15 protein-coding genes and 1 pseudogene are annotated in these 13,636 nt (G+C 63.0%); 7 read left to right on the top strand and 9 right to left on the bottom strand.

Annotated features, from left to right (window positions below; all coding sequences use genetic code 11):
- Window positions 1-468: 468 nt before the first annotated feature.
- The 3 genes and pseudogenes from AB4074_RS19975 to AB4074_RS19965 all read right to left on the bottom strand — a co-directional run bounded on the left by AB4074_RS19975 (window position 469) and on the right by AB4074_RS19965 (window position 2,933).
- Window positions 469-1,380 (bottom strand): MFS transporter, encoded by a 912-nt coding sequence (locus AB4074_RS19975; protein ID WP_441414948.1) that lies wholly within the window; start codon window positions 1,378-1,380, stop codon window positions 469-471.
- 448 nt (window positions 1,381-1,828) lie between these two features.
- A pseudogene (locus AB4074_RS19970) lies at window positions 1,829-2,608 on the bottom strand (dihydrodipicolinate synthase family protein); the annotation flags it as partial.
- A gap of 34 nt (window positions 2,609-2,642) precedes the next feature.
- Complete coding sequence (locus AB4074_RS19965; protein WP_441414947.1) at window positions 2,643-2,933, bottom strand: MerR family transcriptional regulator; 291 nt, start codon at window positions 2,931-2,933, stop codon at window positions 2,643-2,645.
- 134 nt (window positions 2,934-3,067) lie between these two features.
- Between AB4074_RS19965 and AB4074_RS19960 the strand changes: the two genes are divergently transcribed.
- From AB4074_RS19960 to AB4074_RS19945, 4 genes are all read left to right on the top strand, one after another.
- Window positions 3,068-3,493 carry an Hsp20/alpha crystallin family protein gene (locus tag AB4074_RS19960; protein ID WP_441414946.1) on the top strand — a complete coding sequence of 142 codons (426 nt, stop codon included), beginning with the start codon at window positions 3,068-3,070 and terminating at the stop codon, window positions 3,491-3,493.
- 117 nt (window positions 3,494-3,610) lie between these two features.
- Window positions 3,611-3,841, top strand: a complete 231-nt coding sequence (locus tag AB4074_RS19955; protein WP_441414945.1) for a J domain-containing protein — start codon at window positions 3,611-3,613, stop codon at window positions 3,839-3,841.
- Window positions 3,842-4,049: 208 nt separating this feature from the next.
- Window positions 4,050-4,424, top strand: coding sequence for a hypothetical protein (locus AB4074_RS19950; protein ID WP_441414944.1), 375 nt, complete (start codon window positions 4,050-4,052; stop codon window positions 4,422-4,424).
- Between the two features lie 22 nt (window positions 4,425-4,446).
- A complete protein-coding gene (locus tag AB4074_RS19945) occupies window positions 4,447-4,722 on the top strand; it encodes a hypothetical protein (RefSeq protein WP_441414943.1) in 276 nt (91 codons plus the stop codon).
- 667 nt (window positions 4,723-5,389) lie between these two features.
- Here AB4074_RS19945 and AB4074_RS19940 read toward each other — a convergent pair.
- The 3 genes from AB4074_RS19940 to AB4074_RS19930 all read right to left on the bottom strand — a co-directional run bounded on the left by AB4074_RS19940 (window position 5,390) and on the right by AB4074_RS19930 (window position 6,705).
- Window positions 5,390-5,818, bottom strand: coding sequence for a cytotoxic translational repressor of toxin-antitoxin stability system (locus AB4074_RS19940; RefSeq protein ID WP_441414942.1), 429 nt, complete (start codon window positions 5,816-5,818; stop codon window positions 5,390-5,392).
- 11 nt (window positions 5,819-5,829) lie between these two features.
- A complete protein-coding gene (locus tag AB4074_RS19935; protein ID WP_441414941.1) occupies window positions 5,830-6,270 on the bottom strand; it encodes a hypothetical protein in 441 nt (146 codons plus the stop codon).
- Window positions 6,271-6,432: 162 nt separating this feature from the next.
- A complete protein-coding gene (locus AB4074_RS19930) occupies window positions 6,433-6,705 on the bottom strand; it encodes a hypothetical protein (protein ID WP_441414940.1) in 273 nt (90 codons plus the stop codon).
- A 59-nt stretch (window positions 6,706-6,764) separates the two neighbouring features.
- On the opposite strand from AB4074_RS19930, the gene AB4074_RS19925 reads away from it, so the two are divergent.
- Window positions 6,765-6,962 (top strand): LamB/YcsF family protein, encoded by a 198-nt coding sequence (locus AB4074_RS19925; RefSeq protein WP_441414939.1) that lies wholly within the window; start codon window positions 6,765-6,767, stop codon window positions 6,960-6,962.
- Between the two features lie 321 nt (window positions 6,963-7,283).
- On the opposite strand, the gene AB4074_RS19920 is transcribed toward AB4074_RS19925, so the two are convergent.
- Together AB4074_RS19920 and AB4074_RS19915 are read right to left on the bottom strand one after the other, a co-directional pair.
- The gene (locus AB4074_RS19920) at window positions 7,284-8,243 is read right to left on the bottom strand and encodes a 2-hydroxyacid dehydrogenase (RefSeq protein WP_441414938.1); all 960 of its coding nucleotides are present in this window, start codon (window positions 8,241-8,243) and stop codon (window positions 7,284-7,286) included.
- Window positions 8,240-9,439 carry a pyridoxal phosphate-dependent aminotransferase gene (locus tag AB4074_RS19915; protein WP_441414937.1) on the bottom strand — a complete coding sequence of 400 codons (1,200 nt, stop codon included), beginning with the start codon at window positions 9,437-9,439 and terminating at the stop codon, window positions 8,240-8,242. The genes AB4074_RS19920 and AB4074_RS19915 overlap by 4 nt, the downstream gene beginning before the upstream one ends.
- A gap of 255 nt (window positions 9,440-9,694) precedes the next feature.
- On the opposite strand from AB4074_RS19915, the gene AB4074_RS19910 reads away from it, so the two are divergent.
- On the top strand, window positions 9,695-11,851 hold the full coding sequence (locus AB4074_RS19910; protein WP_441414936.1) for an amylo-alpha-1,6-glucosidase: 2,157 nt from the start codon (window positions 9,695-9,697) through the stop codon (window positions 11,849-11,851).
- A 48-nt stretch (window positions 11,852-11,899) separates the two neighbouring features.
- Here AB4074_RS19910 and AB4074_RS19905 read toward each other — a convergent pair whose 3' ends face one another.
- Window positions 11,900-12,580, bottom strand: coding sequence for a GntR family transcriptional regulator (locus tag AB4074_RS19905; protein WP_441414935.1), 681 nt, complete (start codon window positions 12,578-12,580; stop codon window positions 11,900-11,902).
- Between the two features lie 119 nt (window positions 12,581-12,699).
- On the opposite strand from AB4074_RS19905, the gene purU reads away from it, so the two are divergent.
- Window positions 12,700-13,614 (top strand): formyltetrahydrofolate deformylase, encoded by a 915-nt coding sequence (gene purU / locus AB4074_RS19900; RefSeq protein ID WP_441414934.1) that lies wholly within the window; start codon window positions 12,700-12,702, stop codon window positions 13,612-13,614.
- The last annotated feature ends 22 nt before the right edge of the window (window positions 13,615-13,636 follow it).

Genomic DNA, 13,636 nt, shown 5'->3' with positions numbered 1-13,636 from the left:
CTCGTCCTGCGTTGGCCTGTTGACAGGGCGTTTCCGCTGATTGAGGCCGGGCCATCGGGGCGATCATTAGCAGATCAAGAAGGCAGAGCTGTCTGGCTACCCGGCGCCGTCAAGGCAATCGATGCCCGCAGCAGAAGGCCAATCAGAGCCAAGCGGTTAGCCCGGCCCGCGCCTTCGTTGGTTCACACCGATACCCTCGTCCCCAACGTGGTCGACTGGCAGAGCGCGGCTCGGAAACTTACCGAGGCGCGGAGGCCACCCGTGCGGTAAGAACCTGACCTCACGCGTCACGTCATGCCTCATCCTTCCCGAGCGATCATGAAAGACCGGAAGGGGCTTGGCTATTCGTGGTTCTGATGCTCCATCGTCGCTGGGCGGGTTCTCCGCGCAACCAGGGCCCTTTGCGCCGGTCCCGATCCAAAACTCCGTTCGGCGCTACCCCGTCGCTTATCTCCTCGCGAACTGCCGCTATTCGAGGTCGGCGATGATGCGTCCGGTGCGGTCCGGCGTGAGGACGGAGAAGAGCACACCTGCCACGGGGCCGATGATTCCAAGCGCGAGGCGAACGGGACGGTGCCGGCGAGGGTGGGTGCGAAGACGGGGGAAGACTCCGGCGCCAAGGCCACGTCCTAAGTAGTAGCTGGCGCTGGAACCGGTGGAGCGGATGCGGGTGGGGAAGAATTCGGACATCCAGACACCGAGGACGCCGAATCCTCCGGCGCCGCCGGCGCACATCATGAGTGCCCACAACGCGGGGGCTGTCCAGAACGCGCCGGTGATGTGCGCTTGTCCCGAGGTGAGCAGGGACAGGAACCAGACGAAGCCGACTGTTCCGAAGAGGCAGGCTGCCGTGAATGCGTACTTGCGGCGGATGCGGTCGGAGATGAAGCCGGTGGTCGAGTAGGTGATGATCGTGGAGACGTAGCCGAGAAGCACGATCAGGCTCGCGGTGTCCAGGGGCAGTTGCTGGGTCTTGAGCAGATAGGGGGACAGGTAGGCGCCCACCGAGTTGGTGGTCAGGAACATCGCCGTTGAAAGGATCATGAACAGGATGGTCCCGTAGGCGAAGCGGGGGCGGAAGATGTCGATCACGGGGACTTTGGAGCGGCGCAGTTCCGGCGGGAGGGTGCCGTTCCTGCGGTGTTCCTGGTAACTGAGCCATTGCTTGGATTCGGGCAACAGCTTCAGTGACGCCGCCCCGATCACGAGGCTGATCAGGCCGATCGCGATGTAACCGGCCCGCCAGCCCAGGTCGTGGCCTAGGGTGGACACGAACAGGTAGATGAGGCCTGCGGTGAGGATTTCGCCGACGAAGTACATGGACTGGATGCTGCCGCCCATGGTTCCGCGTTTCTTGGTCTGCCAGCATTCGGTGAACATCGAGAACGAAAGCCCGACCGAGGGTGTCCCCGAGGGTGCCGAAGACGAATCCGCCCAGGATGGAGGCGAAGCCTTGCACCGTGGCGACCGTGATCAGGGCGATGGTGGAGACGTGCAGGCTGTCGGAGATGTGCGCGAGCGGGAAACCGATCAGGTTCAGCTCGGCGCCGTCGAACAGGGTTCCCAGCAGGGCGAAGGCCAGGATGAACCGGATTTCCCTGCGGGTGTAGAACGTGGAGGTGCCGCCCGAGGGTGCGGCACCTGCTGCGGAGGCCGCCGGCGCCGGGTGGTCCTTGAAGGCGGGGGCGGTCTTGTTCAGCTCGCCATGCGGGAGTCCTCCTTCTCCAGCAGCGGTGCTGGGGGGTCGTCGTTGACCAAGATTGGAGAGAGTGAAACTTGGGGGGAAGGATGGCGGGCGCTTGGCCCGCCATCCTTGGGATCGGCGAGATCAGGCGGGAACGGTGACGCTGCCCAGGTTGGCGGACTCCAGGGCCCGTGCGATTTCGTTGCCGGCGCCTTCGGCCAAGGGAAGCAGCGGCGGCCGGACCGTGGCGTGCTCCAGGATGCCTCGGGCGACGAGGCCTTCCTTGAGGGCGACGGTGCCTTCCATGTGGGACCCACGGTGGTAGACGTTCTTGGTAACCGGCAGGAGGCGGTCGTGAATGGCGCGCGCCGCGGCGTAGTCCTTTTCCTTGCCGGCTGCGATCAGTTCCACGAGCGGCTCAGGGGCGAGCCCGCCGTAGCCAACCAGTGCGCCATCGACGTCGAACATGGTGTGCAGCAGGTACTCGTCATGGCAGGTCAGGATCTGCAGCTCCGGGTAAGTTGCGCGAAGAACGGGGATTTCGGTGTCCCAGCGCTTCATGTTCCGCACGCCGTTCTTGGTGGCGAACACCCCTTCCTGGCCGGCGATCTCCAGCTGGGTTTCCAGGTCGTAGGTGGCCTTCGTGGCGTCCGGGTACTGGAAGAGAATGAGCGGCAGCCCGGACGTTTCGTAGATTTCCTTGTAGCGGGTCTGCGGGGCGCGCTTCTGGTACCCGAAGTGCAGCCAGCCGTCGGAAGGGTAGACCAGACCGGCAGATGCGCCGGCCCCGACCGCGCGCTTGGCTTCCAGGGCGGCAACCATGTTGCCCTCCCCCGTGATGCCGGCGATGATCGGGATTTCGCCATTGACGGCGTTCTTGAATTCCCGGATGACAAGGGTCTGCTCCTCCTGGGTCAGGAAGGGCTCAAAAACAAGACGGCCCAGCTCGCGGAGGTCCTCAAGGGCCGTTTGCGGACCTGAGTTCCGCCTCGAGGCGCCGGTTGTCGGCCTCCAAAATCAGGACCATCCGGATGCCGGCAAGGTTCAAGCCCAATTCCAGAAGCTCGCCGATCCGCCGCAATGTCACAAGGTCGTTCTCGCTGTACTGGCGGGTCCCGCCCAGGGTCCTGCCCGGTTCCAGCAGGCCCTTGCGTTCGTAGAGGCGCAGGTTCTGCTGCCCGGTCCCCACGAGCTCGGCCGCAACGGAAATCGCGTACACGCCCCTCCCCCGGTCCTCGGCCTGGCCCATCGGGCACCTCCAAAATCCTTCGAAAATCAGGCTTGCCCTGACCCATATACAGTGCTATAAGAAATATATACCAGCCACCATAGATCGGCTGGGTTGACAACAAAAAAGCTGCGATCTGCAAGGAGTGACACACCATGCTGATGCGAACGGACACCTTCCGTGAATTCGACCGGTTGGCCGAACAGGTGCTCGGCACCACAGCCCGGCCGGCGGCCATGCCGATGGACGCCTGGCGGGAAGGCGAGGACTTCGTGGTCGCCTTCGACCTCCCCGGAGTCACCGTCGACTCGGTGGACATCGACGTCGAACGCAACGTCCTGACCGTCAAGGCCGAACGCCCGGACCCCGTCGGCGAGGACACGGAACTGATCGCCTCCGAACGCCCCCGCGGCGTCTTCAGCCGCCAGCTCATCCTCGGCGACGCGCTGGACACCAACGGTGTCAAGGCAAGCTACGACGCCGGAGTCCTGACCCTGCACATCCCGGTCGCGGAGAAAGCAAAACCGCGCCGCATCGAAATCGAAACCACCGGAAAACAGCGCCAGGAGATCAACGCCTGACCAGCGGCGCAGCCTCCCGGACCGGGAGCACCACAGCGGCCCACCATGTAAAGAGGGCGGTCGAGTTCACAGACCACGCCACGGCACAACCAGCACAAGGATGATGAGGCCCCGAGGATGACTCCCGCAACGATGGTCCCCGGCCGAACGGACCGGGGACCATCCCCGTCCCCGCACGTGAACACCCATCTAAAACACACACCACCGCCAACGATGAGGAACAACGGCCCCGACCTTTACGACATCCTGCATATCGCCCCCACCGCCACGGCGCGCGAGGTGACCCGCGCCTACCGCACGCTGATGCGCGGCCTGCACCCCGACACCCGGCCGGCCCGCGAACGCTAAGCCGCAGCGCCCTGGCGCCGCCTCCGTTCGGATCCCAAGGTCGCTTCCGGCGACGTCGCTGCTGATCGGACCGGTCATCTGGGAGCCGCCCGCCGGACGATCCGCGGGAATGCCGGTCCGGCAACGGTCATATCCGCCAACCGGCTACACGCTGATCCTGCAGATCAGGCGTTGAGAGCCGGAAACCACACAAGTCCAAGGAGCCCCCATGAGTGCCTGGCGCCCATACGACAACCAATTGATGCCCGCGTTCTACGAACGTTTCGAAAAGCGGTGGGGCAAAGGAACAGCGCCGTTCCTGGACCCCGAGATCCACGAACAACCCATGCCCCGGGCCCAATGGATCAACCCTGACACCGGAGCCGCGGTCGCAGTGGTGCCCATCTGGACCGAGGACCCCCAGCACCGCTCGTTCGGGGTGTTCTACCTGCCCCCGGCCGGTGACATCTGGATCCTGCGGCCCGGTTACACGAACTACCTCGAAACCGACCCCAGGAACACCGAGCAAGCCAGCCTGCGCAACGACGCCTTCCGAAAGGCCGTCGCGCACGCCAAGGAATTCATCTACGGAACCCAACCATGAAGACCGTTCCCCGGAGTACACCATGACCCCTCCACAGATCAGCCAGTTCCTCCAGGACTGCATCATCAAAGATGACACGCACGATTCAGGACTCGACGCCGATGCCTGCTACGGGCTATACGTCAGCTGGTGCTCCCTGAACCGCAAAGTCCCCCTCCCCGACCATGCCTTCCGCACCGCCCTGCGCCTCGCGGGCCTTCGCACGGAAAAGACCGGGAAGGGCAAGAAGGGAGTCTTCCAAGGCCTGCGCATGACAGGACCAGCCGCGGTGGACTACATCCTCAACAGCAACGTCTAAACCCTTGCGGACCCCCTGGTGGAGCAGGAAGTCACGGCCCGGCCGGACGCTATGACGGGTCGGACCCTGTATCCGGCTGTTGTTCGGTGTTCACGCCGCTCCAGGTTTGTAAGAAAATTGCGCGCTGCTGCTTCCCGGCAAGCAGTCCGCGGATGATGGACCGGGGCCAAGGTAACGCGCCAATGCCCGGTGTCACCTTTGCCGGGCAGTGGCGCAGCTACCGCCGAGAGCATCTTCCAGGGAATCGCCCTCGTGCCGATCGTAGGCCGCTGAGCCGGGCCGGCGCTTGAGTACCGGCTACCTGTTTTGGCAGCCCTTGTGGCAGTGACGTGTCCGAGGCGGCTTGGGGGCTGTCGCAGGAACCCCTGGCCCGGGCGTGCATTCACGGCACATACGTCGAAGACTCGGGGCGGACCGCCATAGGCACATCTACAAAGCTGACATAAGTTTGGACACTGTCCACACCCCCTTTGGCAGGACAAACGGACACGCACAGCTCCCCGCTACGACCGGGAGTAGCTTTCCAAGTAACTTCCGCGCCAAGGTCGACCGATCTAAGGCCCAGTCCGGCGGCATGAGTGTGCATCAGTGTGCACACGCCACTTTTTCACGGAGACGAATGTCCGCTATGGCAAATGCGTCCTGTCCGAGAAACCGGGGAAACGTCTCAGTCGTCCTGTCCGGCCCCTTGCGACATCCAGTAATCGTTGATCGCCTGAACGGCCTGCTCTTTCGTCATGCGGGCAACATCTCGCTCGTCCATTCCAACGGTGCGGGTGAGTTGCCAGACCAGTGCCAGGGGAATAGCCGAAGAGGGCGGGGCTGCTATTCCGCGGGCAGGCAATACTCCGTCATCAACGCATGCCCAAAACTCATCCTCACCGACCTCTAGCTGGTCTTGGAGAACATGGTTCCAGATCGAACTCGAATACGTGGTGGGATCCACCGGGCGGGAAATCCGGGTCCGCAAGATCCGCCCATCTTGCAGACTCAACCGGTAGGTCGCGTGATGGCGCACCGGTTTCCCGCGGGCATTCGTCATCAGCTCCCAGCGCTCGGTTAGGCAGAACTTCTCATGGTCGTCCCGTCCGCCCACGCGTCGGACGCTCATGCCACCGAGCCGGTGAGCCAGGCGGTCAATTGCTGATCGGTGGACAGGTCAATGAGCTGAACCAAGGCCCAGTTCTCGCGGTGATTGGGCGCCGCGTGCAGATGGTCCTCCCAATCCTCCGCGTAGTCCCGCAAAGCATCGACGAAGTCCGTCAAGGCTTCACCCAGTTCCGTGGCCTCAGCGGCAAAGGGCTGCCCTGGCATGAAGACAGCCCATGCTTCGTCCTCATTCACGACCTGGACATTGGCGACGACCGTCAATTCCAGATACCGGCGCAAACTCTCTCCATTGACGACGGCGGCCGTGGCCCGGTCGGGCCGCCGTATCGTGGACAGCCCTCCCCGCTCGCTCAAATCCAGGATCGTCTTCAACGAATCCCGCGCTTGCGTGAACCCGTAGACGTGTCCGCCGGCCGTGTCCTGTGTGGGGGTGCTCATCTAGCAATCATCCGTACGTACATCAGGTACGTCAAGTACGTCTACGTCGCTTTCCGTTCCGTGGTCGTCACAGGGACCATTTGGTGGCTGATGCCGTAGCAAAATCACCGAAGACTGTTTCCGCGGGGATGACGACGTCACGTGCTTGGCAGTTTCCGCGGATCAGGGAACCCGAGCGAGACGTACCCCGGCGCCCGCTTGTTCAGTGAAGCAACCTTCGCCAATGTATAAGCCGGTTCCCAACACCAGCAGCGGCTCTGAGTCATCGGAGTTGGAAAGAAGGTCGACGGCGGCTTGTCGTTCCTTCGCCTTCATTGCCCCGGTGAAGACCAGCGGCTTCAGACCATCCGCCTCGAACCGGGACCTGAAGGAATCAAGATGGGTTTTCCAGGTCGTCAGTAAGAGGATTCGAGAGCTCTGTTCGTAAGCCGCCATGACGTCGTCGTAAATTTGCTGCAGGCGATGTCGACCTTGACTACAACGCCGACGGCACCGTGATCGTCAACCGCTCAAGCCATGAATCCGGGATCGCACAAGCCGTTCAACGCACCCACCGATACCTGGAGGAGGGAACGATAGCTTCGGTGACGGGTGAAACCGTCACCGTCAGGGCGGACACCATCTGTATCCACTCCGACCAGGCAAATTCCGTCGAACTGGCAACCGCAGTCCGGGACGTCCTCAACACCTAATCCGAGCCCATCAAACCCGGCAAAGCCGGGTGCCCGCTCAACCCAGGCACCCGGCTTTGCCGTGTGAAGAACCCGTTGCACGCCCGATGCACGACCCAGTCCGAAGCCAAAGGTGTTGACACTGTCAACACCCCTCCTGACCGATTTTGAAAATCCAACGGCGACTGCCACGTTCCCCATTCACTCCTCAACGAGACGACGCTGAGCGGCGACTCGATTCCGCCGCGCAGTGGACGTCGATCGCTTAGCTTCAGGCGGACTCGACCTCCGTCAGACGAAAATGAAAGTGAAACTCGGTTGGCGTTTTAGTACACATTGCCTCTAATTGATCGGTGCGGGCGGTTGTTCGCCGCTGAGCACGGCGAGGGCGTTGTCGGCGGCCAGCATCGCCATCGCGGTGCGCGTCTCGACTGTGGCGGAGCCCAGATGCGGCACTAGCACCACGTTCTCCAGGTCCAGCAATTCGGGATGGACCTGGGGCTCACGCTCGAAGACGTCCAGCCCGGCACCGGCGATGACGCACTCGCGAAGCGCAGACGCGAGGGCCGCCTCGTCGACGATCGGTCCGCGCGCGGTGTTGACGAGGTACGCCGAGCTCTTCATCGCCGCGAGTTGTTCGGCGCCGATCAGATGATGCGTGGCGGGCCTGTAGGGGCAGTGCAGCGAGACGACGTCCGACACTGTCAGCAACTCGTCGAGGTCGACCCGCCGGGCGCCCAGCTCGGCGGAGATCCCGGGATCGAGCTCACTGCGCGACTGGTAGACGACGTCCATGCCGAAGGCCCTGGCCCGGCGCGCGGTCGCCTGCCCGATGCCGCCCATGCCGACGACGCCGAGGGTCTTCCCTTGCAGGCCGGACCCGAGCAGGAAGAACATGCCCCACTTCCAGGCCTGGCCGGAGCGGATGAGCCGTTCGCCCTCGCCGAGCCGGCGGGTTGCCATGAGGATGAGGCCCATGGCGATGTCGGCAGTCGCTTCGGTGAGCACGCCCGGGGTGTTGGTGGCGACAACGCCTCGTTCGCTGCACGCTGGCACGTCAATGTTGTCATAGCCCACGGCGACGTTCGCGACGACCTTGAGCTGCAGGCCGGCGGCGTCGAGCAGCTCGGCGTCGATGCGTTCGGTGAGCAGGCTCACCACGGCATCGGCCCCGGCTACCCGGCGCAGGAGCTCCTCGCGACCGATCGACTCCGGACCCGTCCACGCATCGACCTCGTGCTCGGCGCGAAGCTTCTCGATCGCGGCGTCGGGTATACGTCCCGTGACGACGACCCGGCTCATGCCGTCTCGATCCACTCGCGCAGGCGGCCGAGGCCCTCGCTGATATCTGGCACCTCGATGCCCGAGTAGGCGAGTCGGATGTACTGCCGCTCCTCACCGGGCAGCCGCCGGCCGAAGTGCTCACGCGTGCAAAAGGAGACGCCGGTCTTGTACAGGGCATCGCTGGCGAAGTCTCCGACTGCCGTGTAGCCCAGACGCTGCATCGCCTCGGTGACGTCGGGGAACAGGTAGAACGTCGATTGCGGCACGGCGACATGCATGCCGGGGATGTCATTCACGAGCTCGCATGCGGCATCCCGGCGCTCGCGCAGCACGTCGAGCATCTGCTGCACAGGCTCCTGGGGACCACGGAGCGCTTCGATTCCGGCCCACTGCACATAGTGCGTCGTGCAGGACTCATCATTGGTGTTGAGGGTACTGAGCACCTTGGCGATCTCGAGCGGGGCAACGGCGCAGCCGAGGCGTGAGCCGGTCATGGCGAACTTCTTGCTGAACGTGTAGAGGATGACGGTGCGCTCGGCCATGCCGGGAAGCGATGCGATCGAGCTGGAGACCCCCTCGTATCGGGTCTCGAAGTAGGCCTCGTCGGAGAGCACCCAGAGGTCGTTTTCTATCGCGAGGCGTGCGATGGCCTCGCGCTCGGCCGCCGTCGACTCGGCCGAGATGGGGTTCTGCAGGTCGTTGTAGATGATGGCGACGGTGTTCGGGGTGATTGACGCGCGCACCTGGTCGAGATCGATCGAGAAGCCCTCGCTCGTAGGCAAATAGCGGTAAGCCACGGCCGTACCGCCAAGGTACTCGATCTGGGATTCATAGATCGGGAAGCCGGGGTTCGGGTAGAGCACTTCCTGGCCGGGGTTCATGACCGCCTGCAGGAATTTCGTGATGACGGGTTTGCCTCCCGTCATCACGACGACGTTGTCCGGGGAAAAGTCGATGCCACGACGCGAGCCGATGTCATCGGCCAGTGCTTCACGCAGCTGCGGGATGCCGGGGCCGGGGCAGTAGCCCGTGTAGCCGTCCGCGATTGCCCGGTTCATTGCTTCCACGATGTTCCCGGCTGTGGGGATGTTGATGTCACCAAGATGGAAGGGGAACACACGGTTCCCCTTGGCTTTCCAGGCGGCCGCGGCCTGGGCGACGCTGAAGGCGGTTTCGGTGCCCAGACGTTCGAGCCGGTGCGCGAGTTGCTGCATACTGTTCCACTCCTCGTTGAGTTGACGATCGATTCTCCGGCGAATTCAGATCAAATTCAGGACTAATATATCAAACCATGAATTAAGATATACGAATAGTCCCGAGGGGGACAAAGGTTCTTCTTTACGAGTCACCCCCACCCTCTGGCGTGAGGTCCAGGACGGGCGTACCGTCGGTTAAACCCACGCGGTAGCAGCGAAAGGCAGCCCGCGCCCCGCGCGGCCCAGGAGTGCATTCGTATGAAGGAGCCGGCAGTGGCTGGATGGAATGCTGACACGGCGGCTGGACCCCTTGGGTCAGGCACAGTGACTTTGGTTGAAGGATCGTCCTTCTGCATTTCATCGGCCAATGGAGACATCCATCCCGAACTCCCACATGGGGTCTTTCACTTGGATACTCGCATCCTGTCCCGCTGGAATCTGACCATCAACGGCCAGCCCCTCGAACCCTTGGCTGCTGAGACGAAGGAACCGTATCGGGCCATATTCGCTGGTCGCCTGCAGCTCTCGGATGGGTATGCGGACAGTCCGCTGATCGTAGAGCGGCTGCGTGAGGTCGGCGCAGGGATCCGGGAGCGGATCACCATCCGCAACTACTCGGCGAAGCCCGCTGAGTGCAAGATTGTGCTGGCCATTGAAGCGGACTTCGCCGACTTGTTTGAAGTGAAAGAGGCACGAATCCAGCGGCGCTGGGCGGAGACGCGCGAACAGGACGGCGACTCGCTGGAAATCCAAGCCAAGTGGCACGACGTCCGGAAGGGCGTCGTCGTCAAGGCGGATGGGGCCAAGGCCACAACTGAAGGGCTGACATTTGAGATAGTAGTCCCGCCCTATGGGCGTTGGAGTACTCGATTGAATGTTGTGCCCACGGACAACGGTGCACGTCCCGACGCGCCATTTGTTCATCCGGCGCCTGGCGAAATGTCTCCGAGTGACCGGCGCCGTCAAGAGTGGGTGGCGAAAATTCCGGCACTGCAGATGGGCAACCGCTCCATCCAGCGGACCCTGCGGCGAAGCTACGACGACTTGGGAGCGCTGAGAATCGAGGACCCTGGGCATCCGGAACGGGTGGTCGTCGCCGCCGGAGCGCCCTGGTTCATGACCCTGTTCGGTCGCGATTCGCTGTGGGCTTCGGAAATGTCGCTTCCTGTGGATCCTTCCCTGGCACTGGGCACCCTGAAGACGCTGGCTGACCGCCAAGGCAGCGTCGTGGACGTGATGAGCGAAGAGGAGCCCGGCAAGATCCTCCACGAGGTGAGGCTCGATGTCTCCACCGGGCTGGCGCTGGGCGGCAAATCCGCCTACTACGGAAGCGTCGACGCAACTCCGCTGTTCGTGGTCGTGCTGGGGTCCGTCAGTCGCTGGGGTTTTGCCAAAGAGACCATCGCCGCCCTGTTGCCCAACGCGGACCGCGCCTTGGAGTGGATCCGCGATTACGGGGACCGGGACGGGGACGGATTTGTCGAGTATGAGCGCCTCAACGATCATGGGTTGGTCAATCAGGGATGGAAGGATTCCTGGGACGGCATCAACTTCGCCGATGGAACCCTGGCGGAACCGCCGATCGCCCTATGCGAGGTCCAGGCCTACGTCCACGGCGCATACGTAGCGCGCTCCTGGATGGCGTACGACGCCGGCGACCTCGCCTTGGCAGCCGAGCTTCGAGACCGGGCTGCGACGCTGAAGCGGCGGTTCAACGAACAGTTCTGGCTCCCGGACAAGGGGTACTACGCCGTCGCGCTGGACCGCGATAAGCGGCCGGTGGATGCCTGCGCTTCCAATATGGCCCACTGCCTCTGGTTCGGCCTTGTGGATGAGGACAAGGCGCCACAAATGGTCGAGCGTCTGATGTCCCTGGAGATGTTCAGCGGATGGGGCGTACGGACCCTCGCCAGCGACATGCGGGCGTATAACCCTGCCAGCTATCACAACGGGTCGGTCTGGCCCCACGACAACGCGCTCATTGTGGCAGGGCTGCTTCGGTATGGGTTTGTGGAAGAGGCACAGCGGATAGCCACTGCCCTGCTGGAAGCGGCCGAATACTCGGGCGGTCGATTGCCAGAGCTGTTTTGCGGCTTCAGCCGCGATCAGTTTGCCGAACCCGTGCCCTACCCCACGGCCTGTTCGCCACAGGCCTGGGCCGCCACCACACCGATCCTGCTGGTGACCAGCCTGATGCGCTACGACGCCCACATTTCCCAAGGGGGGCTGTGGCTCGACCCTGTACTGCCGGATTCTTATGGCGAACTGCACATCACGAACGCGCCTATGGGCTCCGGCCGGATCACCATCGACATATCCGGTTCAGCAGCCTCCGTTCAGGGCATACCGGAGGGCTTGGTGCTCCATCGCGGGCAACGGCCATGGATAACCGATCTCGTGGAGCGAGCCAAACTGCGTCCGGATCAATAGCGTTCCCACCACGATCGCTTCTTGGAAACGGGAGGAGGGCGGTCTTCTTTACGCAGCAAACAGCGCTGAACGGACGGCCTTTTCGAAGCCGTCGACGTGAATTCGAGCCAGTTCCGCAGCCCTGGCCTCGTCGCCGTCGATCACCGCGCCAAGAAGATCAAGGTGCTCATGAACGTGGCGGGAAAGATCAGGCAGGCGATCGAGGACCATGCACCAGATCCGGGTCGCCAGGTTGTCGTAGCGGATCAGCACATCCTCCAGGTGGGGATTTGCCGCTGCCGCATAGATCCCCTGGTGCACGCGGGCATCAAGTCGGAGCGTCTCCACCACGGAGGCGCCGTTGACCTCGAATGACTCCACTGCACGCATCACGGAGCGCAAGTGCTCCCTGGCTGCCGGCGTCGCAACCCGCGCGGCCCGCGCAGCCGCCAAGGGCTCGAGCTGGGCGCGAATCTCCGAAATAAACGCCAGATCGGTCACCTCAACACGGGTGGCGAAGGTTCCCCTTCGCGGATAGCTGATGACCAAGCGGTCCAATTCAAGGCGCTTCAACGCCTCCCTCACGGGAGTGCGCCCTATGCCAAGGTCCCTCGCCAGCGCATCGTCGTTCAACAAGTCGCCCGGCTTGATGTCCAGCGTCAGGAGCCTGTCGCGTATCCGCTCGTAGGCCACTTCAGCCAGGGACCTCGGACCGGCGGCATCCACCACTTCCAGCGCTTCAAATACCACGGTATCAACCTTTCGCGTCCAGCCAAGCGGACTATTGACCTCACTCGAACTCCAGTATAGGCTAGTTCCCAGTCTGATATATCAGTAACGAACTTGTAAATATATCTTGAGGAGGAGACATGACGCTCGTGGAGACGACTCCAACACATAGCACACTTCCGCAGGCGAGTGCCTCTGAAGACGACCGTTCCCGGAAGTTCGTGCTCACCCTGTCGTGTATTGAACGCGCCGGCATCGTACAGGCGGTCACCACCTTCCTGTTCGAACGTGGTTTCAACATTGAAGAGCACCAGCAGTTCGACGACGGACTCCGCCAGACACTGCACCTGCGCACAGCGTTTTCCGGATCCCCGGAGTACTCACCGGAAGCGCTCGAAAAAGAGTTCCGGGCGATCGCTGAGCGTTTCGACATGAAGTTCAGCTTCCATGACCAGACCAAGCAGCGCGTCTTGGTCATGGTGTCCAAGTTCGGGCACTGCCTGAACGACCTGATTTTCCGCTGGCGCGGGGGCAGCCTGGGCGGGGACCTGGTTCTGGTAGTTTCCAATCACGAAACCCACCGGGCCATGGCCGAGGCTGCCGGGCTTCCCTTCATACACATTCCGGTGACCCCGGACACCAAGGCGGACGCGGAGCGGCGCCTGCTCGAACTGGTTGACGAGTACAACATCGATTTGGTGGTTCTTGCCCGGTATATGCAGGTTCTGTCCGACGAACTGAGCCGCGCCCTGGAGGGCCGAGCGATCAACATCCACCACTCATTCCTGCCAGGCTTCAAAGGTGCCCGTCCTTACCACCAGGCCTACGACCGCGGCGTAAAACTGGTGGGCGCCACGGCACACTATGTCACGGCGGACCTTGATGAGGGACCGATCATCGAACAGGAAGTCATCCGTGTAGAGCACAGCTACGGGCCGACTGCACTTTCCACGGTCGGGCAGGACGCCGAAGCGCTCGCGCTGTCCCGCGCCGTGCGCTGGCATTGCGAGCACCGCGTGCTGCTGAACCAAACCAGCACCGTAGTCTTCCGCTGACCGCCGCCAAACAACAAGCAGC

This window comes from Arthrobacter sp. 2MCAF14, assembly GCF_052115645.1.
Lineage (GTDB): Bacteria > Actinomycetota > Actinomycetes > Actinomycetales > Micrococcaceae > Arthrobacter.
The sequence above is the reverse complement of the archived record's forward strand: the minus strand, read 5'-3'. Positions and strand labels throughout refer to the sequence as shown.

Excerpts from the sequence above, each read along its gene's own strand:
- AB4074_RS19950 (WP_441414944.1), top strand. The coding sequence starts at position 4,050 with ATGAGTGCCTGGCGCCCATACGACAACCAATTGATGCCCGCGTTCTAC.
- purU (WP_441414934.1), top strand. The coding sequence starts at position 12,700 with ATGACGCTCGTGGAGACGACTCCAACACATAGCACACTTCCGCAGGCG.
- AB4074_RS19945 (WP_441414943.1), top strand. The coding sequence starts at position 4,447 with ATGACCCCTCCACAGATCAGCCAGTTCCTCCAGGACTGCATCATCAAA.
- AB4074_RS19975 (WP_441414948.1), bottom strand. The coding sequence starts at position 1,380 with ATGTTCACCGAATGCTGGCAGACCAAGAAACGCGGAACCATGGGCGGC.
- AB4074_RS19930 (WP_441414940.1), bottom strand. The coding sequence starts at position 6,705 with ATGGCGGCTTACGAACAGAGCTCTCGAATCCTCTTACTGACGACCTGG.
- AB4074_RS19935 (WP_441414941.1), bottom strand. The coding sequence starts at position 6,270 with ATGAGCACCCCCACACAGGACACGGCCGGCGGACACGTCTACGGGTTC.
- AB4074_RS19955 (WP_441414945.1), top strand. The coding sequence starts at position 3,611 with ATGACTCCCGCAACGATGGTCCCCGGCCGAACGGACCGGGGACCATCC.
- AB4074_RS19965 (WP_441414947.1), bottom strand. The coding sequence starts at position 2,933 with ATGGGCCAGGCCGAGGACCGGGGGAGGGGCGTGTACGCGATTTCCGTT.
- AB4074_RS19920 (WP_441414938.1), bottom strand. The coding sequence starts at position 8,243 with ATGAGCCGGGTCGTCGTCACGGGACGTATACCCGACGCCGCGATCGAG.
- AB4074_RS19915 (WP_441414937.1), bottom strand. The coding sequence starts at position 9,439 with ATGCAGCAACTCGCGCACCGGCTCGAACGTCTGGGCACCGAAACCGCC.
- AB4074_RS19960 (WP_441414946.1), top strand. The coding sequence starts at position 3,068 with ATGCTGATGCGAACGGACACCTTCCGTGAATTCGACCGGTTGGCCGAA.